At 70.3% G+C, this 21042-nt stretch carries 22 protein-coding genes; 13 read left to right on the forward strand and 9 right to left on the reverse strand.

Annotated elements, in window-relative coordinates; genetic code table 11:
• Positions 1-3: 3 nt before the first annotated feature.
• Complete coding sequence (locus tag ACK4YQ_RS03250; RefSeq protein WP_409608229.1) at positions 4-780, forward strand: SDR family oxidoreductase; 777 nt, start codon at positions 4-6, stop codon at positions 778-780.
• A gap of 24 nt (positions 781-804) precedes the next feature.
• Here the strand turns inward: ACK4YQ_RS03250 and ACK4YQ_RS03255 are convergent, their stop codons facing one another.
• The gene (locus ACK4YQ_RS03255; RefSeq protein WP_409608231.1) at positions 805-1221 is read right to left on the reverse strand and encodes a hypothetical protein; all 417 of its coding nucleotides are present in this window, start codon (positions 1219-1221) and stop codon (positions 805-807) included.
• A gap of 55 nt (positions 1222-1276) precedes the next feature.
• On the opposite strand from ACK4YQ_RS03255, the gene pseB reads away from it, so the two are divergent.
• Entirely contained in the window at positions 1277-2350 is a 1074-nt protein-coding gene (gene pseB, locus ACK4YQ_RS03260; RefSeq protein ID WP_409608233.1) for a UDP-N-acetylglucosamine 4,6-dehydratase (inverting), read from the forward strand.
• Positions 2343-3503, forward strand: coding sequence for a UDP-4-amino-4,6-dideoxy-N-acetyl-beta-L-altrosamine transaminase (pseC, locus tag ACK4YQ_RS03265; protein WP_409608235.1), 1161 nt, complete (start codon positions 2343-2345; stop codon positions 3501-3503). The genes pseB and pseC overlap by 8 nt, the downstream gene beginning before the upstream one ends.
• Positions 3504-3524: 21 nt before the next feature.
• On the opposite strand, the gene ACK4YQ_RS03270 is transcribed toward pseC, so the two are convergent.
• Positions 3525-5237, reverse strand: coding sequence for a hypothetical protein (locus ACK4YQ_RS03270; RefSeq protein WP_409608237.1), 1713 nt, complete (start codon positions 5235-5237; stop codon positions 3525-3527).
• Positions 5238-5377: 140 nt separating this feature from the next.
• On the opposite strand from ACK4YQ_RS03270, the gene ACK4YQ_RS03275 reads away from it, so the two are divergent.
• Genes ACK4YQ_RS03275 through ACK4YQ_RS03295 form a run of 5 tightly spaced genes read left to right on the forward strand, consistent with a single transcriptional unit; the run spans position 5378 to position 8827 of the window.
• Positions 5378-6106 carry a response regulator transcription factor gene (locus tag ACK4YQ_RS03275; protein WP_409608239.1) on the forward strand — a complete coding sequence of 243 codons (729 nt, stop codon included), beginning with the start codon at positions 5378-5380 and terminating at the stop codon, positions 6104-6106.
• Positions 6075-7661: a stimulus-sensing domain-containing protein gene (locus ACK4YQ_RS03280; RefSeq protein ID WP_409608241.1), complete on the forward strand. Its 1587-nt coding sequence runs from the start codon at positions 6075-6077 to the stop codon at positions 7659-7661. Before ACK4YQ_RS03275 ends, ACK4YQ_RS03280 begins: the two co-directional genes overlap by 32 nt.
• A complete protein-coding gene (locus tag ACK4YQ_RS03285) occupies positions 7658-8143 on the forward strand; it encodes an HPr kinase/phosphorylase (RefSeq protein WP_409608243.1) in 486 nt (161 codons plus the stop codon). The genes ACK4YQ_RS03280 and ACK4YQ_RS03285 overlap by 4 nt, the downstream gene beginning before the upstream one ends.
• Positions 8144-8153: 10 nt before the next feature.
• Positions 8154-8558 (forward strand): PTS sugar transporter subunit IIA, encoded by a 405-nt coding sequence (locus tag ACK4YQ_RS03290; protein WP_409608245.1) that lies wholly within the window; start codon positions 8154-8156, stop codon positions 8556-8558.
• The gene (locus tag ACK4YQ_RS03295; RefSeq protein ID WP_409608247.1) at positions 8555-8827 is read left to right on the forward strand and encodes an HPr family phosphocarrier protein; all 273 of its coding nucleotides are present in this window, start codon (positions 8555-8557) and stop codon (positions 8825-8827) included. Before ACK4YQ_RS03290 ends, ACK4YQ_RS03295 begins: the two co-directional genes overlap by 4 nt.
• A 10-nt stretch (positions 8828-8837) precedes the next feature.
• On the opposite strand, the gene ACK4YQ_RS03300 is transcribed toward ACK4YQ_RS03295, so the two are convergent.
• On the reverse strand, positions 8838-9791 hold the full coding sequence (locus ACK4YQ_RS03300) for an ABC transporter ATP-binding protein (RefSeq protein ID WP_409608249.1): 954 nt from the start codon (positions 9789-9791) through the stop codon (positions 8838-8840).
• 104 nt (positions 9792-9895) lie between these two features.
• On the opposite strand from ACK4YQ_RS03300, the gene ACK4YQ_RS03305 reads away from it, so the two are divergent.
• Positions 9896-10198, forward strand: a complete 303-nt coding sequence (locus ACK4YQ_RS03305; protein WP_409608251.1) for a zinc-finger domain-containing protein — start codon at positions 9896-9898, stop codon at positions 10196-10198.
• 90 nt (positions 10199-10288) lie between these two features.
• The gene (locus ACK4YQ_RS03310; protein WP_409608253.1) at positions 10289-11098 is read left to right on the forward strand and encodes an isocitrate lyase/phosphoenolpyruvate mutase family protein; all 810 of its coding nucleotides are present in this window, start codon (positions 10289-10291) and stop codon (positions 11096-11098) included.
• Between the two features lie 63 nt (positions 11099-11161).
• Here ACK4YQ_RS03310 and ACK4YQ_RS03315 read toward each other — a convergent pair whose 3' ends face one another.
• Positions 11162-11401 (reverse strand): hypothetical protein, encoded by a 240-nt coding sequence (locus ACK4YQ_RS03315; protein WP_409608255.1) that lies wholly within the window; start codon positions 11399-11401, stop codon positions 11162-11164.
• Positions 11402-11599: 198 nt separating this feature from the next.
• Between ACK4YQ_RS03315 and polA the strand changes: the two genes are divergently transcribed.
• Together polA and ACK4YQ_RS03325 are read left to right on the forward strand one after the other, a co-directional pair.
• The gene (gene polA, locus ACK4YQ_RS03320; RefSeq protein ID WP_409608257.1) at positions 11600-14476 is read left to right on the forward strand and encodes a DNA polymerase I; all 2877 of its coding nucleotides are present in this window, start codon (positions 11600-11602) and stop codon (positions 14474-14476) included.
• A gap of 23 nt (positions 14477-14499) precedes the next feature.
• On the forward strand, positions 14500-14952 hold the full coding sequence (locus ACK4YQ_RS03325; protein ID WP_409608259.1) for a DUF2214 family protein: 453 nt from the start codon (positions 14500-14502) through the stop codon (positions 14950-14952).
• A gap of 51 nt (positions 14953-15003) precedes the next feature.
• Here the strand turns inward: ACK4YQ_RS03325 and ACK4YQ_RS03330 are convergent, their stop codons facing one another.
• Together ACK4YQ_RS03330 and ACK4YQ_RS03335 are read right to left on the reverse strand one after the other, a co-directional pair.
• On the reverse strand, positions 15004-15822 hold the full coding sequence (locus ACK4YQ_RS03330; RefSeq protein WP_409608261.1) for an enoyl-CoA hydratase/isomerase family protein: 819 nt from the start codon (positions 15820-15822) through the stop codon (positions 15004-15006).
• Positions 15823-15900: 78 nt separating this feature from the next.
• Entirely contained in the window at positions 15901-17652 is a 1752-nt protein-coding gene (locus ACK4YQ_RS03335; protein ID WP_409608263.1) for a DEAD/DEAH box helicase, read from the reverse strand.
• Between the two features lie 166 nt (positions 17653-17818).
• Here ACK4YQ_RS03335 and ACK4YQ_RS03340 point away from each other — a divergent pair, with 166 nt between their 5' ends.
• A complete protein-coding gene (locus tag ACK4YQ_RS03340; protein WP_409608265.1) occupies positions 17819-18166 on the forward strand; it encodes a GIY-YIG nuclease family protein in 348 nt (115 codons plus the stop codon).
• A gap of 2 nt (positions 18167-18168) precedes the next feature.
• Here ACK4YQ_RS03340 and ACK4YQ_RS03345 read toward each other — a convergent pair whose 3' ends face one another.
• The 3 genes from ACK4YQ_RS03345 to ACK4YQ_RS03355 form a co-directional block, all read right to left on the reverse strand.
• Positions 18169-18672, reverse strand: a complete 504-nt coding sequence (locus tag ACK4YQ_RS03345) for an FKBP-type peptidyl-prolyl cis-trans isomerase (protein ID WP_409608267.1) — start codon at positions 18670-18672, stop codon at positions 18169-18171.
• Positions 18672-19880, reverse strand: a complete 1209-nt coding sequence (locus ACK4YQ_RS03350; protein ID WP_409608269.1) for a threonine ammonia-lyase — start codon at positions 19878-19880, stop codon at positions 18672-18674. Before ACK4YQ_RS03350 ends, ACK4YQ_RS03345 begins: the two co-directional genes overlap by 1 nt.
• Before the next feature lie 74 nt (positions 19881-19954).
• Positions 19955-21034 carry a GNAT family N-acetyltransferase gene (locus ACK4YQ_RS03355; RefSeq protein ID WP_409608271.1) on the reverse strand — a complete coding sequence of 360 codons (1080 nt, stop codon included), beginning with the start codon at positions 21032-21034 and terminating at the stop codon, positions 19955-19957.
• Positions 21035-21042: the final 8 nt, after the last annotated feature.

Here is a 21042-nt window from a genome sequence, read left to right on the forward strand (position 1 = left end):
CTCATGGCGGGACGGGTCGAGGGGAAGAAGGCGTTCATCAGCGGCGGGGCTCAGGGGCTGGGCGCGGCGATGGCGCGCCGGCTGGCCGAGGAAGGCGCCAAGGTGTCGCTGGCCGACATCAACCACGAAGGCGCCAAGGCCGCCGCCGCGGAGATCAACGCGGCGTTCGGCGCCGGCACGGCCTTCGCGTTCCCGCTGGACGTCACCCGGGAAGACCAGTGGATCTACGCCCTGGAGGAAGCCGACGCGGCCATGGGCGGGATCTCGGTGCTGATCAACAACGCCGGCATCAGCCGCGGCGGCGACATCGAGAGCCTCAGCTTCGAGGACTGGAAGCTGGTGATGAGCGTGAACGTGGATTCCGTGTTCCTGGGAACCAAGCACGCGCTGAAGTACCTGCGTCAGAACCAGCCCGGCTCGATCATCAACATCTCCTCGATCGCGGGCCTGATCGCCGCGCACAACACGCCGGTCTATAACGCCTCCAAGGCGGCGGTCTGGCTGCTGTCCAAAGGGATCGCCCTGCATTGCGCAAAGCAGGGCCTGGATATCCGCTCCAACTCCATCCACCCGACCTTCATCGACACGCCGATCCTGGACCCGCTGCGCCAGCGCTTCGGCAAGGAGGAGGCGGAGGCCAAGCTTGCCCGCCAGGTGCCCATCGGCCGCATCGGCGCGCCGCAGGACATCGCCAACGCCGCGCTCTATCTGGCCTCCGACGAGAGCCGGTTCATGACCGGGGCGGAACTGAAGCTCGACGGCGGCATCTCGGCGATGTGAGCGGGCGGGCGGGCGCCCGGACCGTCAGTTCATCAGGATCGTGCCGAACAGCAGGCGCGCGCCGGGACGTCCCAGCACGCGGTCGGTCTCGCGCTGCAGTTCGCGGCCGAGGAAGTCGGCGTTCGGCGGGGCGCCCGGCGCCAGGCCGTTGGCGTAGGTCTGCAGCACCTGGAAATAGGCGGCGCGCAGGCGCGGCGTCGAGGCCTCCGCGAGTTCGCGCACCTTGGGGTCGGGGACGTCGAGGCCCGTCTCCACCGTCAGCACGCCCCGCTTGCCGTTCCGCTTGCGGACGGTGGCGGTGAGGATCGGCATCCGCACATAGGGCGATGCGGGGCCCGCCGCCTTCTTTTCGCCGCCGCCGCTGGCGGCGGCCGGACCCGCAACGACCGACAGGACGGCCGCCGGCAGGGCGATCAGGGCAAGGAACGCACGGCGTCTCATGCGGTCGTTCTGCCGCATTTAGGGTTAGCGCTCTCTTTACGCCCCCCGTGGGCAGATGGCCGCAGCGATTCTCGACCACGTGACTGCGGAGGCCCTGGTGCAGCGGTTCGCCCCCACCTCGCTCGACCTGGACGGCAAGGTGATCCTGGTCACCGGCGGCACCGGCTCCTTCGGCCGCCGGTTCGTCGACCGGGTGCTCGGCCAGACCCGGCCGCGCAAGTTGATCGTCTATTCCCGCGACGAGCTGAAGCAGCACGAGATGCAGATCGAGCTGCAGGAGAAGTTCGACGCGGCGAAGCTGGCCTGCATGCGCTTCTTTCTGGGCGACGTGCGCGACCGCGAGCGCTTGACGCTGGCGCTGCGGGGCGTCGACGTGGTGATCCACGCCGCGGCGCTGAAGCAGGTGCCCGCCGCCGAGTACAACCCCTCCGAATGCATCCACACCAACGTGCTGGGGGCGGAGAACGTGGTCTGGGCCTGCCTGACCAACCGGGTGAAGCAGGTGGTGGCGCTCTCCACCGACAAGGCCTGCAACCCGATCAACCTGTACGGCGCGACCAAGCTGGCGTCCGACAAGACCTTCGTGGCCGCCAACAACCTCTCCGGCGACATCGGCGCGCGCTTCTCGGTCGTTCGCTACGGCAATGTGGTGGGCTCCCGCGGCTCGGTGGCCCCTCTGTTCCAGCGCCTGATCGCCAAGGGGGCGGACGAGCTGCCGATCACCGACCCGCGGATGACGCGCTTCTGGATCACCCTGAACCAGGGCGTCGATTTCGTCCTGTCCTCCCTGTCGATGATGCGCGGCGGCGAGATCTTCGTGCCCAAGATCCCCTCCATGAAGATGACCGACCTGGCCGCGGCCATGGCCCCGCAGGCCAAGATCAAGATCATCGGCATCCGCCCCGGGGAGAAGCTGCACGAGATGATGATCAGCCAGGACGATGCGCGCACCACCGTCGACCTGGGCGATCGCTACGCCATCGAGCCGGCCTTCGTGGAGTACGCGCGCACCCCGCACGCCGCCACCCACCCCCTCGTCGCCGAGACCTTCGCCTACTCCAGCGATTCCAACGACGAATGGCTGAACGGCGAGGGGCTGCTCGCCATGCTCAACGAATCCCATGACTGAGCCGATCCTGCCCTACGGCCGCCAGACGATCGAGGACGACGACATCGCCGCGGTCGCCGAGGCGCTGAGGGCGGACTTCCTGACCACCGGGCCCCGGGTCGAATCCTTCGAGCGCGCCTTCGCCGAGACGGTGGGCGCGCCGCACGCCGTGGCGTGCGCCAACGGCACGGCGGCCCTGCACCTGGCGATGCTGGCCCTGGGCGTCGGGCCGGGCGATGTCTGCATCGCGCCGTCGATCACCTTCCTGGCCACGGCCAACTGCGCCCGCTTCGTCGGCGCCGAGGTCGTGTTCGCCGACGTCGACCCCGACACCGGCCTGATGACGCCCGCCACACTGGCCGAGGCGCTTGGCCGCGCAGGGGGACGGGCGGTTCGGGCCGTGCTGCCGGTGCACCTGCGCGGCGAGGTTGCCGAGCTGCCGGCCCTCAAGGCGCTGGCCGAGGCGGCCGGCGCGGTGCTGGTGGAAGACGCCCCGCACGCGCTCGGCTCGACCATGCGCTTCGGCGTCCAAGAGACGGTCGGCGACTGCCGCCATTCGGCCATGGCGACCTTCTCGTTCCACCCGGTCAAGACCATCGCCACGGGCGAGGGCGGCATGGTGACCACCCGTGACGCGCTCCTCGCCGAGCGTCTCCGGACCCTGCGCAGCCACGGCATGGTGCGCCCGACCAGCGCAGATCCCTGGTGGTACGAAATGCCGGAGCTGGGGTTCAACTACCGGCTGCCGGACGTGCTCTGCGCCCTCGGCCTGTCGCAGTTGGGCAAGCTGCCTCGCTTTGCGGAGCGCCGCCGGAGCCTGACCGCCCGCTACCTGGAGCGCCTGGAGCCGCTGGCGCCCATGGTGCGGCCGGCCGCCCGGTCGGCCTGGAGCGATCCCGTGCTGCACCTGATGGTCGCGCTGATCGATTTCGAGGCCGCCGGCCGCTCACGCCGGCAGGTCGTCGAGGCGCTGCGGTCCCGCGGGATCGGCAGCCAGGTCCACTATATCCCCGTGCACCGCCAGCCGTACTATGCTCAGCGCTACGGGCCGCTGACCCTTCCCGGCGCGGAGGCCTGGTATGCGCGCTGCCTGTCGCTGCCGCTCTATCCGGGCATGGACGACGCCGACGTCGATCGCGCCGTGGACGCCCTGGCCGAGGCCCTCGGGGCCTGACGGGCTCGAGCGCGGGCGGCGTCAGGCGGCGACGCCGGCCTGCATGAAGAGGTCCTTCACCTGCGCCATGCGCTCGGGCGCGGCGGCCAGCTCGGCCCGCGTGTCGTCCAGGCGCGCCAGGCGCAGAGCCTCCATCCGCGCCCGGTCGGCGGCCGGCCCGAGGGGGGCGGCCTCGCCGGTGGCGAGCTTCAGCAGCAGGGTCAGGCGATGGGCGGCCGGCGCGGCCGCGCGGGCCACAGTGGCCGTTAGCTTGGCGTCGGCCTCCACCATCCCGCCGAGATCGCCCAGCTTGACCTGGATCGGCTGGTAGTCGTCGGGCAGGAGGCCGCCGCGCCCGACGGCCCTTTGCAGGCGCGCCAAGGTCGCCAGTTTGGCCGCCGGCGAGTCCGGGCCGTAACGGAATTCCTTCTCGAAGCGCAGGGCCATCACCACGGCTGCAAGGTAGCGGGCCGCCTGGCGCTTGTTGGCCGCGCCGATGACGTTCTCCACCAGCCAGATGAGCGCCTCGACCTCCTCGGCCGCCGACTTCTCGGTCCCGAGGTAGGATTCGACGAAGTCGCCGGTTATCAGGGTCTTTGAGCGGGCAACGAACACGGCCTGGACCTCTTCCGGAGGCAGGATCGCCCCGGTGGCGGCGGTGAGCGCCATGGCCAGGCCCCGCAGCACGTCGATCTCGCCCTCGGCGTCGCCGGGCTTCAGCCGGCGCGGGCCGTTGAGCTCGCGCATCACGCGGCGGACGATGGCCGAGCGCACGTGGCGGAACTCCTCGCCCTTGAGCCATTCGGCCAGGCGCTTCGCCGGCGCCGTGAGCTCCGGCATGATCTTGGCTACGGAGGGCTCCACCCGCATCAGGGCCTCGACCGCCTCCACGGCGGTCAGACGCGTCATCGCGGCCAGCCGCTGGCCAAGGTCGAGCTCCTTGCCCAGGAGGTCGTCCAGGCCGACGTTGGAGCCGAGGATCTCGGCCAGAGGCTGTTCGACGGTCTGCAGCGCCAGCTGCCGCGCCGGGCCCTTGGCCGGCGCGCCGTCGGCCAGGTCCAGGAGACGGCCGATCTTGTCGCTCCAGTTGCGCGCCGGGGCGATGGAGGCGGCCACGCCCGCGCCGAGGAGGTAGCCGCGCTCGGGATCCTGGGCCACGCGTTCGGCGGCGGCGGCGAACCCCTCCTTGTCGACGTCCGGCAGGACGCCTCGCCGCATGTCCTTCAACAGCCGCTCGATCGCCCGCTCGACCAGGGACTGGAAGGTGCGCATCAGTTCGTGGACGGTCAGGCCCCGCGCCTGGGCCTCGGGCACCGCCACCTTCTGGATCGCATGCTGCAGCTCGACGCCGGAGGCCTCGAGCTGTTCCACGAGATCGGCGCGATGCAGCAGCTCGAAGGGCGTGGCGTGATGGCGCTCCAGCCAGCCGTCGAGCAGCCGTCCGATCCGTTCGCGCGCATGGATGGTGTAGAGGTCCTGGGGCGCGACGCAGAGCGGCTCGCGGTCGTCGGCCGCCTTCTTGGGTTTGGCGGTGTCCGGCGCGCCCTTATTTAGTATGGTGACGGACTGGAATTCGCGCGTCTCTGGATCAAGGGTCTCCTTGGTGACGCGCACGGATATGGCGCGACCCTCCTTGAGGAGTTCCTCGGCCGAGGCGATCGCCGCCGTGCGGTTTTCCGTCGCCTGTTCGAGTGTCCACTGGGCGCCGGCCTTGCGACGACTGAAGACCTCATAGTGAATCTGTGCGCGATCCATGTGGGCCCCTCCCGCCCAAGTATTTAAGATTACACGGATATCCTTAAGGCCGCGTTGACCGCGCAGTGTTCGCCCAAATGAGGCCATGGTGCTGGCCGACTAGCACCTGACAAAGCTTCGCAAGGAGATGCGATCCCAGAATGGCCAAGATCACCCTGGTGGACGACGACGAGAACATCGTCACCTCAGTCAGCCTGGCCCTGGAAAGCCACGGCCACACCGTGACCGCCTACTACGACGGGGCGGCCGGCCTGGCCGCGCTGGAGTCCGATCCGCCCGACCTCGCCATCCTCGACGTCAAGATGCCGCGGATGGACGGCATGGAAGTGCTGCGCCGGCTGCGGCGCACCTCCGACGTGCCCGTGATCATCCTGACCTCCAAGGATGAGGAGATCGACGAGATCCTCGGCTTCAACCTCGGCGCCGACGACTACATGCACAAGCCGTTCAGCCAGCGGCTGCTGATCGAACGGGTCAAGGCGATCCTGCGCCGCGCGGGGCCGATGGAAGAGGACGCCGGCGGAGCCGCAAACGGCGCCAACGGCGCGGCCGGCGACGCCGCCTCCCGGGCGATCAAGCGCGGCAAGCTGACCCTGGATCCGGCCCGCCACGACTGCCTGTGGGACGGCAAGCCGGTGAAGCTGACCGTCACCGAGTTCCTGCTCCTGCAATCGCTGGCCCAGCGCCCCGGCTTCGTGAAGAGCCGCGACAACCTGATGGACGCCGCCTACGACGACCAGGTCTATGTCGACGACCGCACGATCGACAGCCACATCAAGCGGATGCGCAAGAAGTTCCGCGAGGTCGACAACACCTTCGACGCGATCGAAACCCTTTATGGCGTCGGATACAGATACCGCGAAAGCTAGGCGCGGCCCGCGCCCCTCGCGGATGCGCTGGCTGCCCGGCTCGCGGCTGGGGCGGACGATCATCGCGCTGAACATGCTGGCCCTAGCGGTGCTGGTGTCGGGCGCGCTCGTCCTGAACGAGCTGCGGCGGGGCCTCGTCAACGCACGCGTCGACAGCCTGACGACCCAGGGCGAGTTGATCGCCACGATCATCGACCGCGCCGCCACGGTGGGCGAGCCGACGCCGGCGATGAACGCCAGCTACGCCAGCGAAATCCTGCAGATCCTCTCCAACCCGCGCTCGCAGCGGGCGCGGCTGTTCGACGCCGAGGGCCGGCTGATCGCCGACAGCTACTGGGTGGCGGACCGGGTCGAGTGGAAGGCCCTGCCTCCAGCGCGGTCCCGGGACGAGGCCTTCGCCAACCCCTTCCAGGCCGAGCCGACCACCCCCGCCGGCGAGGAGGCCCAACGGGCCCTGCGCCGGGAGGTGGGGCTGGCCCTGCGCGGTGAGCACATCGCCGGGATGCGGGTGGCGGACGACGGCGAGCGGGTGGTCTCGGTCTCTATCCCGATCCAGCACGTGCAGGCCGTGCTGGGCGTGCTGACCCTGGAGGCCAGCGACGTCGACGAGATCATCGCCGCCGAGCGCGTGGCCCTGGTGCCCTTCATCCTGGTGGCCGTCAGCGTGATGCTGATCTCCTCCTGGCTGCTGAACCGGCTGATCGCCCAGCCGGTCCGCCGCCTCGCCCGCTCCGCCGACCGCGTGCGCCAGGCGCGGGCGCGCTCGATCTCCCTGCCGGACCTGGCGCGCCGGGACGACGAACTGGGCGACCTGACCCGGTCGCTCCAGGACATGACCGACGCCTTGTCCGAGCGGATGGACGCCATCGAAAGCTTCGCCGCGGACGTGGCCCACGAGATCAAGAACCCGCTGACCTCCATGCGCTCGGCCGTCGAGACCCTGGAGCTGGTGGCCGACCCCGTTGCCCGCGAGCGGCTGCTGCGCATCCTGAAGCAGGACGTGGGCCGCTTGGACCGGCTGGTGACCGACATCTCCAACGCCTCGCGCCTGGACGCCGAGCTTTCGCGCGAGGACCCGCGGGCGCTGGACCTGGGCAGGCTCCTGAACGAGGTCGCCAGCCTCTACCAGGCGACCCGGCGCGAGCACGAGCCGGCCGTGGTTCTCTCCGCCGCCGCCGAGCCGATGATGGTGTCCGGCCGCGAGGGGCCGCTTGGGCAGGTGTTCCGCAACCTGATCGACAACGCCCGCTCCTTCAGCCCTCCCGGCGGCGAGGTGCGCGTGGCCGTCGAGCGCGGCCGCGGCCAGGTGCGGGTGACGGTCGACGACGACGGCCCCGGGGTGCCGCCGGAGAACCTGGAGACCATTTTCGAGCGCTTCTACACCTCGCGGCCCAAGGGCGCGGCGTTCGGCGGCAATTCGGGCCTGGGGCTGTCGATCGCCCGCCAGATCGTCGAGGCGCACGGCGGCGACATTCACGCCGAGAATCGCGCTGACGCCGAGGGTCGGGTCCTGGGCGCGCGCTTCGTCGTCTTCCTGCCCGAGGCGCGGCGATGATCCTGCACGCCGGGCTCCTCGCCCGTCGACTGGACCGCGCCTGGGCCGGCGTTCTGGTCGAAGGGGCCTCCGGCGCCGGCAAGAGCGACCTGGCCCTGCGCGCGCTGGACGAAGGTTTCCGGCTCGTGGCCGACGACCGCGTAGTGGTCTGGGCCTGCGAAGGACGGCTCTGGGGCCGCGCGCCCGACGTCCTGCAGGACCTGATGGAAGTGCGCGGGCTCGGCGTGGTGCGCACGCCCGCCCTGCGGTTCTGCGAGATCCGCCTCGTCGCCCGCGCCGGCGCGAGTGAACGCATGCCCGAACCCTCGGCCGCCCGCCACCTGGGCGTGCGGCTGCCCCTGATCATGATTCAACCGCTGGAAGCATCGGCGCCTGCGAAAATGCGTCGCGTGCTTGAGCATCTTGGACAAGGACAAGAAGGGGCGTATCAAGCCGGGTTCGCGGCGCCGTGCTCGCCGCACCGGGTGGGGATACCCCGTTGAGAGAGTTGGCATGATCGGCCTCGTGATCGTCACCCACGGGCGGCTGGCTGAGGAATTCGTGTTCGCCATGGAGCACGTGGTCGGCCCGCAGACCGCCGTGGAGGCGATCTGCATCGGCCCCGACGACGACATGGAACGGCGGCGCCAGGACATCCTGCGGGCGTGCGAGCGCGTCGATTCCGGCCAGGGCGTGATCCTGCTCACCGACATGTTCGGCGGCACGCCGTCCAACCTCGCCATCTCTGTGATGGACCAGGCCAAGGCCGAGGTGATCGCCGGTCTGAACCTGCCGATGCTGATCAAGCTCGCCAGCGTACGCACCCGCCAGAGCCTGGAGGAATGCGTCGCCTGCGCCCAGGAGGCCGGGCGCAAGTACATCTCCGTGGCCTCCTATGTGCTGACCGGCGAGAAGTGAGCGCGCGGCGGATCGTCGAGATCGTCAACGAGCGCGGCCTGCACGCCCGCGCTTCGGCCAAATTCGTGAAGATGGCCGGCGCCTACGACGCCGAGGTGACCGTAAGCCGCGACGGCCAGACTGTGGACGCCCGCTCAATCATGGGCCTGATGATGCTGGCGGCGGGGCTCGGCTCGACCATCGAGATCGCCGCCGAGGGCGCCCAGGCCGCCGAAGCCGTCGAGGCCCTCGCAGCCCTGGTCGCCGGCCGCTTCGACGAAGACCGCTAGCCGCCTTGCGCTAGACCTCCGCCGCCTCGGGCGCGGCGTAGGTCAGGGCCAGGAAGATATCCTCCAGGTCCGGGTCCTCGGTGGCGATGTCCTTGATGTGCAGCCCCGAGGCCCGAACCGCGGCGAGCACCTGTTCGACGCTGGATTCCCCGGTTCGATAGGTCACGGCGAAAGCGCCGCCGGCCCGCGAGCGGGTCTCGAATCCCTCCAGCTGGGGCGCGGCGGCCACCGGCTCGGCCGGGGTGACGATCACGTTGCGGGTGTCCATGCGGCGCAGCAGCGTGGTGGTCGGCTCGCAGGCCACCACCTGGCCGCGGTTGATGATGGCGATCTGGTCGCACAGCTCCTGGGCTTCCTCCAGATAGTGCGTGGTCAGGACGATGGTCACGCCCCGGCGGTTGAGCTCCAGCACATAGTTCCAGAGCTGGCGGCGCAGCTCGACGTCCACACCCGCGGTGGGCTCGTCCAGGATCAGCACCGGCGGATTGTGCACCATCGCCTTGGCCACCATGAGCCGGCGTTTCATGCCGCCGGAGAGCTGGCGCACATAGGCCTTGGCCTTGTCCGCCAGGCCGAGGGCCGCCAGCAGCTCGTCGGTGCGCCGCTCTTGCCTGGGCACCCCGTACATGCCGGCCTGCACCTCCAGCGCCTCGCGGGGGGTGAAGAAGGGGTCGGCGGCGATCTCCTGAGGGACCACCCCGATGGCCGCGCGGGCGTCGCGCGGGCGCTCGTCGATGTCGCGGCCCCAGATGCGCACCGTGCCCGACGTCTTCTTGGTGAGGCCGGCCAGGGTGTTGATGAAGGTCGACTTGCCCGCCCCGTTGGGGCCCAGAAGGCCGAAGATCGAGCCGCGGGGAATCGCCAGGTCGATTCCCTTCAGCGCCCGCATCTCCGGGGTCGTCTTGGTCGCAGGATAGGTCTTGACCAGATCCTTGGCTTCTATCGCGTACTCAGGCAGGAACATCTTCACCCTGGGGCGAGGCCGAACGTTGACGGCCAAAGCCGTGGTCGCATACCTAGGCGCGCGCGGCCGCCTCGCCAAGCTTCGCGCCGCCGGAGATGTACAGCATGGCCCCCAAAGCCCCGTTCCAAGGCGCCCAGGCGCAGGTCGGTCCCGAGCCCGCGCCGGCGCACGCCGCCCTGACCCCGGCCGCCCCGGCCCCGGAGACCGTGGTGGTCCGCACACGCCGGATCGCCTGCGACGGCGTCGGCGGCGCCCTTGGCCACCCGCGCGTATGGCTGGAGATGGGCGCGGGCGACTTCGTCGAATGCCCCTACTGCGACCGCCGCTTCGTGCTGGCCGGCGGCCTGGAGGGCGCCGAGGACGAGCGCCTCGCGCCCGGCGTCTACGAGGGGCCGCACGGCCACTGAGGCTCCCCGCCGCCTGGTGGAGTCCGATCACCGCCAGCGCGTCACGCGCCGCGCACCTATATCGTCTCCACATCGCCGAGGAGACGACCCATGAGCCAAGACCAAGCCCTGGCCTTCCGCGCGCTGCACGCGGGCCCCGAGATTCTGATCCTGCCCAACGCCTGGGACGGGGCGAGCGCCGCCCTGATGGCGGACGCCGGCGCCAAGGCCGTGGCGACGTCCAGCGCCGCCGTCGCCTGGAGCCACGGCTATCCGGACGGGGACGCCCTGCCCGCCGACCGGCTGATCGCCACTTTGGAAACGGTGGCGGCGACGGTGGACGTGCCGGTCACCGCCGATATCGAGGGCGGCTATTCGGACGACCCGGCCGAGGTGGGCCGCCTGGTCGCCCAGGTGATCGACGCCGGGGCGGTGGGCGTCAACATGGAGGACGGCCAGGGCGAGCCAGACCTCCTGGCGCGCAAGATCGGCGAGGCCCGGGCGGCGGCCGAGCGGGCCGGCGTCGACCTCTTCGTCAACGCCCGCACCGACGTCTATCTGCACAACCTGGCGCAGGGTGATGCGGCGCTGGCGGAGACGCTCCGCCGGGCGGCGCTCTATCGCGACGCCGGCGCGGACGGAATCTTCGTGCCCGGACCGGTCGATCCGACGCTGATCGGCGCTCTCGTGACCGGCGTCAGCCTGCCGCTGAACGTGATGGGCCGGGCGGGCGCCCCTCCGGCGACGGAGCTGCAGGCGCTGGGCGTGCGGCGGCTGAGCTCGGCCACCGCCCCGTTCCGGGCGGCCTATGCGGCCCTGCAGAAGGCGATGGCCGCCTATCTCGCCAGCGGCGACGCCGGAGCCCTCGCCGCTCTGGGCCAGGGGCTGCCGGACCTGAACGTACGCTTCGCCGGCCGATGAGCCACATGGCGAAAGGGCCGGCGGTCGCCCGCCGGCCCCAGGAACTCAACGCACCAAACGAAATCAGATCTGCTTCAGGGCGTCCTGGACGGTCGCTTCGACGCAGTTGGCGTAGGCCGCCAGACGGAAGGTTTCGGAAGCCGTAGCCGTGCGGCAGAGCTTGCGCGCGGCGGCCGTGACATCGGCGTGGATCTGGGCTTCGGATTTGCCGGCCACGGCGACGGCCAGGCGGAATTCCTGGGCGCTGGCGGGCGCGGCGATCAGGGTGGCGGCGGCGGCGGCGAGCGCGGCGAAACGGATCATGTGACTATCCCCTCAAAGAATACTGCTTTGGCTGGCGCCGAGCTTCGCGGCGCATCCGGCTTGATCCGGACACGCACGTTTTTGCACCGCAACAATTAAGGGATGGTGCAGCGCAATAGTTAATTTGCTGCAACGCACATCGAGCGGATTTCACGGGCTGCTGATGACCTGCGGACGGGCAGAGCCTATCTTCGCGACATGACCGACGCCTCCACCCAAGCGCCCCCCGCGCCCGCCGCGGATCCTGTCGCCGACCTGCCGCGCGCCCCGACCCAGGACGGCCCAAGACCGCGCCTGTATCTGGTGGACGGCTCGGGCTACATCTTCCGCGCCTATCACGCCCTGCCGCCGCTGACCCGCAAGTCAGACGGTCTGCCCGTGGGTGCGGTGGCCGGCTTCTGCAACATGTTGTGGAAGTTCCTGGTGGACATGAAGGCGGAGGCAGAGGCCCCCACCCACCTGGCGGTGGTGTTCGACCACTCCGAGCAGACGTTCCGAAACAGGCTTTACGACCAGTACAAGGCGCATCGCCCCCCGCCGCCCGAGGATCTGATCCCGCAGTTCCCGCTGGTGCGCGAGGCCACCCGGGCCTTCGGCGTGCCGAGCCTGGAACTGGCCGGTTACGAGGCCGACGACATCATCGCCGCCTACGCCTGCAAGGTGCGCGATCTGGGCGGGGAGGTCGTGATCGTCTCCTCCGACAAGGACCTGATGCAGCTCGTCGGCGATCGCGTCCTCATGCTCGACACCATGAAGAACCTGCGCATCGGCCGCGAGCAGGTGATCGAGAAGTTCGGGGTGCCGCCGGAGAAGGTGGTCGACGTCCAGGCGCTATGCGGCGATTCCGTCGATAACGTGCCCGGCGCGCCCGGCATCGGGGTGAAGACGGCGGCGCAGCTCATCAACGAGTACGGCGACCTCGACACGCTGCTGGCTCGGGCGGGCGAGATCAAGCAGCCCAAGCGCCGCGAGACCCTGATCGCGTTCGCCGACCAGATCCGCCTGTCGCGCGAGCTCGTGCGGCTCGATTGCGACACCCCCCTGCCCGCCACGCTCGAGGAGCTCGTCGCCGACGCCCCGGACCCGGAGGTGCTGGCCAAGTTCCTCGACCAGATGGAGTTCCGCACCCTGGCGCGACGGGTGGACACCGCGCTGAACGGCGGCGGCGGCGCGCCCGCGGCCGAGCGTCCGGCGCCCCCGCCGCCCCCCGAAAACACGCCGATCGACGTGAGCGGCTATGTGTGCGTGCGAGACCTCGAGACCCTGGACGCCTGGATCGCCAGGGCGACGGCCAAGGGCGTGGTCGCCTTCGACACCGAGACGGACTCCCTGTCCTCGGCCAACGCGGGGCTGTGCGGCGTGTCCCTTGCGATCGCCCCGGGAGAAGCCTGCTACATCCCCGTGGGCCACGAGGCGGAAGGCGCCGAGGGCCTGGCCTTCGAGGCGCCCGCCGAAATGGACCAGATTCCGCTGGACGCGGCGATGGCGCGGCTGAAGCCGCTGCTGGAGGATCCGGCGGTGCTGAAGGTCGCCCAGAACGCCAAGTACGACATGGCGGTGCTGTCGCGCTACGGAATCCAGGTCGCGCCGGTCGAGGACACCATGCTGATCTCCTATGCGCTGGAGGCCGGCCTGCACAACCACGGCATGGACGAGCTGTCGGAGCTGTGGCTCGGCCACAAGCCGATCCCGTTCAAGCAGGTGGCCGGGACCGGCAAGGCGCAGAAGAGCTTCAAGCACGTGGCCCTGGACTCGGCCACCTGCTACGCCGCCGAAGACGCCGATGTGACCTTGCGCCTTTATCAGCGCCTGCGCCCGCGGCTGGCCGCCGAGGGGCTGCTGACCGTCTATGAGACGCTCGAGCGACCGATGCCGGCGGTGCTGGCGCAGATGGAATGCCACGGCATCAAGGTCGACCCGGACCGGCTGCGCCAGCTCTCCAACGATTTCTCCGTACGCATGGGCGAGTTGGAGACCGAGGCGCACCGCCTGGCGGGCCGGCCCTTCAACCTTGGCTCGCCCAAGCAGATCGGCGAGGTGCTGTTCCAGGAGATGGGCCTCGCCTCGGGGCGCAAGACGGCCACCGGCGCCTCCTCGACCGACGCCTCGATGCTTGAGGAGCTCGCCGCCCAGGGCCACGAGCTGCCCCGCGTGCTGCTCGACTGGCGCCAACTCTCCAAGCTGAAGGGCACATATACCGACAACCTCGTGGCGGCGATCGCGCCGCAGACGGGGCGGGTGCACACCTCGTTCGCCCTGGCCTCGACCACGACCGGGCGGCTGTCGTCGTCAGACCCGAACCTGCAGAACATTCCGGTGCGCACCGAAGAGGGCCGCAAAATCCGCAAGGCCTTCGTCGCGGAGCCCGGCAAGGTGCTGGTCAGCGCCGACTACAGCCAGATCGAGCTGCGCCTTCTCGCCCACATCGGCGACATTCCCCAGCTCAAGCGCGCCTTCGCCGAGGGGCTGGACATCCACGCCTCCACCGCCTCGGAGATGTTCGGCGTGCCGATCGAGGGCATGCCGGCGGAGACCCGCCGGCGGGCCAAGGCGATCAACTTCGGCATCGTCTACGGCATCTCGGCCTTCGGCCTGGCCAACCAGCTCTCGATCCCGCAGGACGAGGCGGCGGCCTACATCAAGACCTACTTCGAACGCTTTCCCGGCATCCGCGCCTACATGGACCGCACCAAGCAGGCGGCCCGGGCGCAGGGCTTCGTGACCACCATTTTCGGGCGCAAGGTCCACATCCCGGCGGTGCGCGGCAAGTCGGCGGCCGAGCGGGCTTTCGGCGACCGGGCGGCGATCAACGCGCCGATCCAGGGCGCGGCGGCCGACGTCATGCGCCGGGCGATGATCCGCATGCCTGCCGCCCTGCAGCAGGCGGGGCTGTCGGCCAAGATGCTGCTGCAGGTGCACGACGAACTGGTGTTCGAATGCATGCCGGACGAGGCCGAGGCGCTGATCGCCACCGCGCGCCGGGTGATGGAGCGCGCCGCCGAGCCCGCCGTCGCGCTCTCGGTCCCACTGGTCGTCGAGGCCCGCGCCGCCGACAATTGGGACGACGCCCACTAAGGCTCGCGCGAACGGGGGACTACGTGACCGACCTGATCCTGGCGATCTCGCACCACCTTCTGGTGTTCTCCCTGCCGGTGCTGCTGGCGACCGAAGCGGCCCTGGTGCGCCCCGGCATGCCCGCGGCGACCCTGCGGCGGGTCAGCCGCATCGACATCCACTACGGGGCCGTGGCTGGCGCGATCATTCTGGTGGGCGTCGCGCGGGTGATCTGGGGCGTCAAAGGCCCTGAGGCCTATCTGCCGAACCCGTTCTTCTGGGCCAAGATGGCGGCCTTCGCGGTGGTCGGTCTGCTCTCGGTACCGCCGACCCTGCGCATCCTCGCCTGGCGACGGCTCAGCAGGGACCATCCTGACTTCTCGCCCGACGAGGCCGAGGTGCGCTTCGTGCGCCGCTTCTTCCTGGCCGAGGCGCTGGTCTTCGTCCTCATTCCCGTGTTCGCCGCCCTGATGGCCCGCGGCTACGGCCTGGGGTGAGCCGCAAGGCTCTCCTGGCGGGGAGCCTTGCGACGCGTCCGACCGACCCGGCTACCGGCCCTTGAACTCCGCCGGCCGCTTTTCGAGGAAGGCGACCATGCCCTCGCGGGCGTCCTGGGTGCGGAACAGGGGCAGGAGCTGAAGGTAGACGTGGTGGACGTGGTCGTTGAACGTCTCCGACAGGCCCATGCGCATCATCCGCTTGGACGCCTGCACCGCCAGGGGCGCGCAGTCGGAGATTTCCCGGGCGAGGGCGCGGGCGAAGTCCATCAGCTCGTTGTCGGGAACCACGTGGTTGGCCAGACCCATCTCCAGCGCCTCGTGCGCCAGGAGGGTGCGGCCGGTGAAGATCAGCTCGGCCGCCTTGGCCCAGCCGATCATCCGCGGCAGGAACCAGGTGCCGCCGCTTTCGGGCACGATGCCGCGCTTGGTGAAGGCCGCGGCCAGCTTCGCACCCTCGGCCATGATGCGGATGTCGCATCCCAGTGCGGTGTCCATCCCGTAGCCCGCCGCCGAACCGTTCAGCGCACAGATGGTCGGCTTGTCCATGTTGAAGAGGACGGTGGGGGGCGTGGTCTTCAGGTCCAGGGAGGGCGACTGGGCCGAGGACTGCGAGCCGATCCCCTCGCCCTTGGTGGCCGAGGTCAGGTCCAGCCCCGCACAGAAAGCCCGGCCCGTCCCGGTCAGGATCACCACCCGCACCTCGGGATCGGCGTCGGCCTTGAGCAGCAGCTCGCCAAGCTGGCGCAGCATGGGGCCGGAGATGGTGTTCATCCGCTCCGGCCGGTTCAGGGTGATGGTCGCGATCTGGTCCTCGACCGCATACAGCACTTCATCGCCCGTCCGGGCGAGGGCTTCGACCTGGCTCATGTTTCCGTCCCTTGGTTCTGAAGCCCTCAGCTAAGGACCGATTGCCGTCCGGCGCAACGGTCCCCTTGCGGAAGGACTTCAGCCTCGGCGCTTGCTCTTCTTGGCTCCCCTGGGCGGCCCGGGGGGCCCGCCGCCGTCCCGCTTGGGCTTGAACGGCCGCCGGGGGGCGTCCTCGCCCGACCTTGGCGCAGCCGAGCGGGCCTCCTTCGGGCCGGGGGCTCCGGCCGGGGTGATCCGCAGCCCCTCCTCCGCCGGTCCGGCGATGGCGGCCAGGAAGCGCTCCTGCACGCGGTTGGCGATCTCGAACTTGGTCTCGTTGGCGAAGATGCGGATCTGGCCGATGTCGCCCTTGGTCACGTGGCCCTGGCGGCAGATCAGCGGGATCAGCCACTTGGGATCGGCGTTCTTGCTGCGGCCGATCGGCAGGCGGAACCAGGCGACTTCGTCGGGAGCCAGGCGCTGCGGCCTTTCCGAACGCTCGGGGCGATCGGCGCGTTCGCCGCGGGAACGCTGGGCGCCGGCGTCGTCGAACAGCTCCTCGGGCGCGGGCTGGCCCTCGCGGCGACGGCGGACGAGGACGGCGGCGATCTGTTCGGGCGAGTGGAGCTCCAGCAGGGCGCGGGCCAGCGCCAGGTCCTCCTCCGCGGGCGGCTCGCTGAGGCTCGGGTCGGCGAGCAGACGCTCGCGGTCCTTGGCGCGGATCTCGTCGGCGCTGGGGGGCGCGCTCCAGGCGGCTTCAATGCTCGCCGAGCTCAGCAGCATCTCCGCCTTGCGCCGGCGGGTGTGGGGCGCGAGCAGGATGGAGACGCCCTTGCGCCCAGCCCGCCCGGTGCGTCCCGAGCGATGCAGCAGGGCGGCGCGGTTGACCGGAAGGTCGGCGTGGATGACGAGTCCCAGGTCGGGCAGGTCGAGCCCGCGGGCGGCCACGTCGGTCGCCACGCAGACCCGGGCGTGGCCGTCGCGCAGGGCCTGCAGCGCCTCGTTGCGTTCGCGCTGGCCCATTTCTCCGGAAAGGCCCACGGCGGAGAAGCCGCGCTCGCGCAGGGCGGCGTGCAGGTGGCGCACGGCCTCGCGGGTGGCGCAGAACACCAGGGCCCCCGGCGGCTCGTAGTAGCGCAGCACGTTGACCACCGCGTGCTCGACATCGTTGGGCGCGATCCTTAGCGCGCGGTACTCGATGTCGCCGTGCGGCTGGTTGCGCACCGTGGTGTCGATGCGCAGGGCGTCGCGCTGATAGCGGCGGGCGAGGGCGGCGATCTCCCGGGCGATCGTCGCCGAGAACAGGAGGGTGCGGCGCTGCGGCGGCGCGGCGTCGAGGATGAACTCGAGGTCTTCGCGGAAGCCCAGGTCGAGCATCTCGTCGGCCTCGTCCAGCACCAGGGCGTCCAGCGCCGACAGGTCGAGGTTGCCGCGCTCCAGGTGGTCCCGAAGTCGCCCGGGCGTGCCGACCACCATGTGGGCGCCGGCGGCAAGAGCTCGCTGTTCGCGGCGCGGGTCCATGCCGCCGACGCAGGTGGCGATCACCGCGCCGGTCTGGCCGTAAAGCCAGGTCAGCTCCCGGGCGACCTGGATGGCCAGCTCCCGCGTGGGTGCGATGATCAGCGCCAGGGGCGCGGCCGCCTCGGCGAAAGCCTCGGCTCCGCCCAGCAGCGTCGGCGCGAGGGCCAGGCCGAACGCCACCGTCTTGCCCGAGCCGGTCTGGGCCGAGACCAGCAGGTCGCGGTCGGCCGCCTCGGCTTCCAGCACCGCGCTCTGCACGGGCGTCGGCTCTGCATAGCCCTGAGCGGCCAGCGCGCGGTCGAGCGCAGGGTTGATCGGAGGAAAGGCCATTTTCGGAAGTCCAGTTCAGTCGGCCGCCAGCCGTCGGCGGCGCGGGGCGTCTTACGACGCGACAATCAGGTCCAGGGCAAGCCCGCAAGCCCGAGAATCGCACGGGAGCGCCCGAATTTGGCGTGGCCAGTTGACGCGGAGAATTATACCCGGATAAAAGACGGCCATGGACAACGCCCGCAAGCGAGAGCTCATCCGCGCCTACAAGGACGCGCCGGTGCGTCAGGGCGTGTTCGCCGTCCGCTGCACGCCGACCGGCGAAGTCTGGGTCTCGGCCTCGCCCAATCTGGACAAGCAGCAGACGAGCCTATGGTTCGGGCTGCGCATGGGCGGCCACCCCAACAAGGCCATGCAGGCGGCGTGGACGGCTCACGGAGAGCCGGCCTTCAGCTTCGAAGTGCTGGAGACGCTGGAACTGGACGAGGACGCGCCGGCCTATGTGGCGCGGACCCGGCTCAAGGACCGGGAAACGCATTGGCGCGAGATGCTCGGCGCGGCCCGCGCCCTCGGCTGAGGTCAGCCCTGGGCGACGCGGCCCGGCCCCGGGAGCACGTCGATCAGTTCGATGCGGAAGATCAGCACGCTGTTGGGCGGGATTTCGCCGCCGCCGGCGCCTTGCTCGCCATAGCCGAGTTCGGGCGGCACATAGAGCATCCACTCATCGCCCGGCCGCATGAGCTGCAGCGCCTCAACCCAGGCCGGGATCAGCGCCTTCAGCGGCATGGCCGCCGGCAGGCCCCGCTCGTAGGAGCTGTCGAACACCTTGCCGTCGACGAACTTGCCTTCGTAGTGAACCTTGACCTCGTCGGTCTCCTGCGGACGCATGCCGCCGGGCGGGCCGGAGCGGACGACCTTGTACTGCAGGCCCGATGGGAGGGTTTTCACCCCCTCGGCCCCCGCGTTCTTGTCCATGAAGGCCTTGGCCTCGGCCGCCGAAGCGGCCAGGGCGCCGGGATCGGCCTTGGGCGAGCAGGCGGCCAGCGACGCCGCCGCGGCGATGGCGAGGAGCACCCGGCGCATCAGACGACCCTCGGCGGGTAGCCCTGATCACGCAGCGCGGCCATGATTTCCTCCGTGTGCTGGGCGTCGCGGGTCTCGATCATCACGTCGAACTCCGCCCCTTTGGCGGGCACGTCCAGCGCCAGCCGATTGTGCGCGACCTCGACGATGTTGGCGCCCATCTCGCCGATGATGCGAGAAACGTTGGCCAGCAGCCCAGGCCGATCATCGCCGATGATCCGTAGGCTGACGAGGCGCTGGTCGCGCACCAGCTCGCGCGTCAACACCGAGGCCAGGAGCCGCGTATCAATGTTGCCGCCGGTCAGGATCAGGCCCGCCTTTTTGCCGCGGAAGCGGTCGGGATAGGCCAGCAGGCCGGCGAGGGACGCCGCCCCGGCTCCCTCGGCCACGGTCTTCTCGACGTTGCAGTAGAGCGCCACGGCCCGCTCGAAGAACGGCTCCTCGACCAGCAGCACCTCGTCCAGCAGAGGGCGGGCCACCGAATAGCTGACGTCGCCCACCTGCTTGACGGCGATGCCCTCGGCGATCGTCGAGCCGCCCGATGTGCTGGCCGTGTTCACCCCTCGCATCTTGGCGGTGAAGGACGGGTACATCGCTGGTTCCAGGCCGATGACGCGGACGTCCGGCTTCACATGCTTGGCCGCCGTCGCCACCCCGGCGATCAGGCCGCCCCCGCCGATCGGCACCGGCAGGATGTCGAGGTCCGGCATGTCCTCGAACATCTCCAGGGCGACCGTGCCCTGGCCGGCCATGACGTCGAGGTCGTTGAACGGGTGCACGAACACCAGGTCGCGCGCTTCGCACAGGCGTCGGGCGTGGGCGGAGGCCTCGTCATAGCCGTCGCCGTCGATCACCACCTCGGCGCCGAACGCGCGAGTCTGCTGCACCTTCACGAAGGGCGTGCCCGACGGCATGACGATCGTGACCGGAATGCCAAGCCGCGCGGCGTGGTAGGCGAGACCCTGGCTGTGGTTGCCCGCGGACGCGGCGATCACGCCGCGCTTGCGCTCGGCCTCGGTGAGCTGCAGCAGCTTGTTGAGCGCGCCGCGCTCCTTGTAGGCCGCCGTGAACTGCAGGTTCTCGAACTTCACCCACACCTCGGCGCCGGTGATCTCCGACAGGGTCCGCGACAGGCGCATGGGGGTGCGCTCGATATGGCCCTTCAGCCGGTCGGCTGCGGCGCGGATGTCGTCGATGGAAAGCGTCATGGTGAAGCCGGGGGAGCGGAAGGCGCGCAACCTAACGGCGCCAAGGCCTCACCGCAATGCGACGTTCGCGCGGGTCAGCGCAGCGCCCGCCAGCGGTCCATCCGCCGCATCGCCTTGCCCGGAAGCTCCGACACCCTGCCCAGCGGCAGGGCTTCGGCCGCCGCGCGCACGCCATAGGCCGCGCCCCGCACCAGGGTGGCCGGCGAGGGCAGGCCGACGAAGCCGTGGCTCATCCCCTGGCGCGCGTTGGCCAGTTCGCGCTTGAAGCGATAGTCGCCGGGGCCAAGGTCCAGCCGGCGGTAGGGCGTTTCGTCCATCCACTTCAGGATCGACTGGAACAGCAGCAGGCCCGGGGAGAGCTTCTCGAACGCCGGGTCGTGGGCGATGATCCAGCCGTGGATCGTATGACGTCCGCGCAGATGCAGGTGCACGGCCGCCAGCCGGTCCCCCAGGTGCAGGGTGAAGAGGGCTCCGCCGAACTCCGGGTCGCGGCTGGCGAACAGGTCGCGCAGCAGCCGGCCGGTCCACTCGGCCGCGAAGATGTCGGTCTGTCCGGTGGCGCGGTACTGCGCACGCTTCCAGGCGATGAGCTGTTCGAAGGCGGCTTCGGAACGGGAATAGGCGGTGAACTTCACCTCGCCGTGTTCGCGTTCGGCCTTGCGCCGCTTCTTCTCGCAATCCTTGAGCAGGCCCACCCCGGCCGCCTTGCGCTCGGCCTCGTAGGCCGCATAGCCGCCCGAGACGTCGACCACATGGCTGACCATCCGCCCCCTGGCATAGGCGTCGAACGGCCCCACGCCCTCGAGCCAGTGGGCGAAGTCGAAGCGGTGAACGCCCAGGGCCTGCACGAGCTCGCGGGCGGAGACGCCGGCGCCCGGTTCGGCCACCAGGCCCTGATAGTCGCACATCGGCGCCCCGGCCGGCATGGCCGTATAGGCGCCGACCTTGGCCGCCAGGAACGCCACGTCGCGACCGCCGCGGCTGGCCACCACCACGCGCACGGCGTCGGAAGGCCGCTGCGCACGCGCCACCGCGCGCGCCCACTCCGGAGACAGATAGGGGCTGTCGAACAGGATGTCCTGCGCCTGCAGCTCCCCCCAGCGGGCGATGCGGGCGGGCGACAGGTCCTGCGGTCGGACGACCTCATACTCCAAGGGCGGCT

The organism is Phenylobacterium sp., from assembly GCF_046291545.1.
GTDB lineage: Bacteria > Pseudomonadota > Alphaproteobacteria > Caulobacterales > Caulobacteraceae > Phenylobacterium.

Bases quoted from the DNA above. Each gene is read 5' to 3' on its own strand.
- ACK4YQ_RS03250 (WP_409608229.1), top strand. From the start codon at position 4: ATGGCGGGACGGGTCGAGGGGAAGAAGGCGTTCATCAGCGGCGGGGCT.
- ACK4YQ_RS03255 (WP_409608231.1), bottom strand. From the start codon at position 1,221: ATGAGACGCCGTGCGTTCCTTGCCCTGATCGCCCTGCCGGCGGCCGTC.
- pseB (WP_409608233.1), top strand. From the start codon at position 1,277: ATGGCCGCAGCGATTCTCGACCACGTGACTGCGGAGGCCCTGGTGCAG.
- pseC (WP_409608235.1), top strand. From the start codon at position 2,343: ATGACTGAGCCGATCCTGCCCTACGGCCGCCAGACGATCGAGGACGAC.
- ACK4YQ_RS03270 (WP_409608237.1), bottom strand. From the start codon at position 5,237: ATGGATCGCGCACAGATTCACTATGAGGTCTTCAGTCGTCGCAAGGCC.
- ACK4YQ_RS03275 (WP_409608239.1), top strand. From the start codon at position 5,378: ATGGCCAAGATCACCCTGGTGGACGACGACGAGAACATCGTCACCTCA.
- ACK4YQ_RS03280 (WP_409608241.1), top strand. From the start codon at position 6,075: ATGGCGTCGGATACAGATACCGCGAAAGCTAGGCGCGGCCCGCGCCCC.
- ACK4YQ_RS03285 (WP_409608243.1), top strand. From the start codon at position 7,658: ATGATCCTGCACGCCGGGCTCCTCGCCCGTCGACTGGACCGCGCCTGG.
- ACK4YQ_RS03290 (WP_409608245.1), top strand. From the start codon at position 8,154: ATGATCGGCCTCGTGATCGTCACCCACGGGCGGCTGGCTGAGGAATTC.
- ACK4YQ_RS03300 (WP_409608249.1), bottom strand. From the start codon at position 9,791: ATGTTCCTGCCTGAGTACGCGATAGAAGCCAAGGATCTGGTCAAGACC.
- ACK4YQ_RS03305 (WP_409608251.1), top strand. From the start codon at position 9,896: ATGGCCCCCAAAGCCCCGTTCCAAGGCGCCCAGGCGCAGGTCGGTCCC.
- ACK4YQ_RS03310 (WP_409608253.1), top strand. From the start codon at position 10,289: ATGAGCCAAGACCAAGCCCTGGCCTTCCGCGCGCTGCACGCGGGCCCC.
- ACK4YQ_RS03315 (WP_409608255.1), bottom strand. From the start codon at position 11,401: ATGATCCGTTTCGCCGCGCTCGCCGCCGCCGCCGCCACCCTGATCGCC.
- polA (WP_409608257.1), top strand. From the start codon at position 11,600: ATGACCGACGCCTCCACCCAAGCGCCCCCCGCGCCCGCCGCGGATCCT.
- ACK4YQ_RS03330 (WP_409608261.1), bottom strand. From the start codon at position 15,822: ATGAGCCAGGTCGAAGCCCTCGCCCGGACGGGCGATGAAGTGCTGTAT.
- ACK4YQ_RS03335 (WP_409608263.1), bottom strand. From the start codon at position 17,652: ATGGCCTTTCCTCCGATCAACCCTGCGCTCGACCGCGCGCTGGCCGCT.
- ACK4YQ_RS03340 (WP_409608265.1), top strand. From the start codon at position 17,819: ATGGACAACGCCCGCAAGCGAGAGCTCATCCGCGCCTACAAGGACGCG.
- ACK4YQ_RS03345 (WP_409608267.1), bottom strand. From the start codon at position 18,672: ATGCGCCGGGTGCTCCTCGCCATCGCCGCGGCGGCGTCGCTGGCCGCC.
- ACK4YQ_RS03350 (WP_409608269.1), bottom strand. From the start codon at position 19,880: ATGACGCTTTCCATCGACGACATCCGCGCCGCAGCCGACCGGCTGAAG.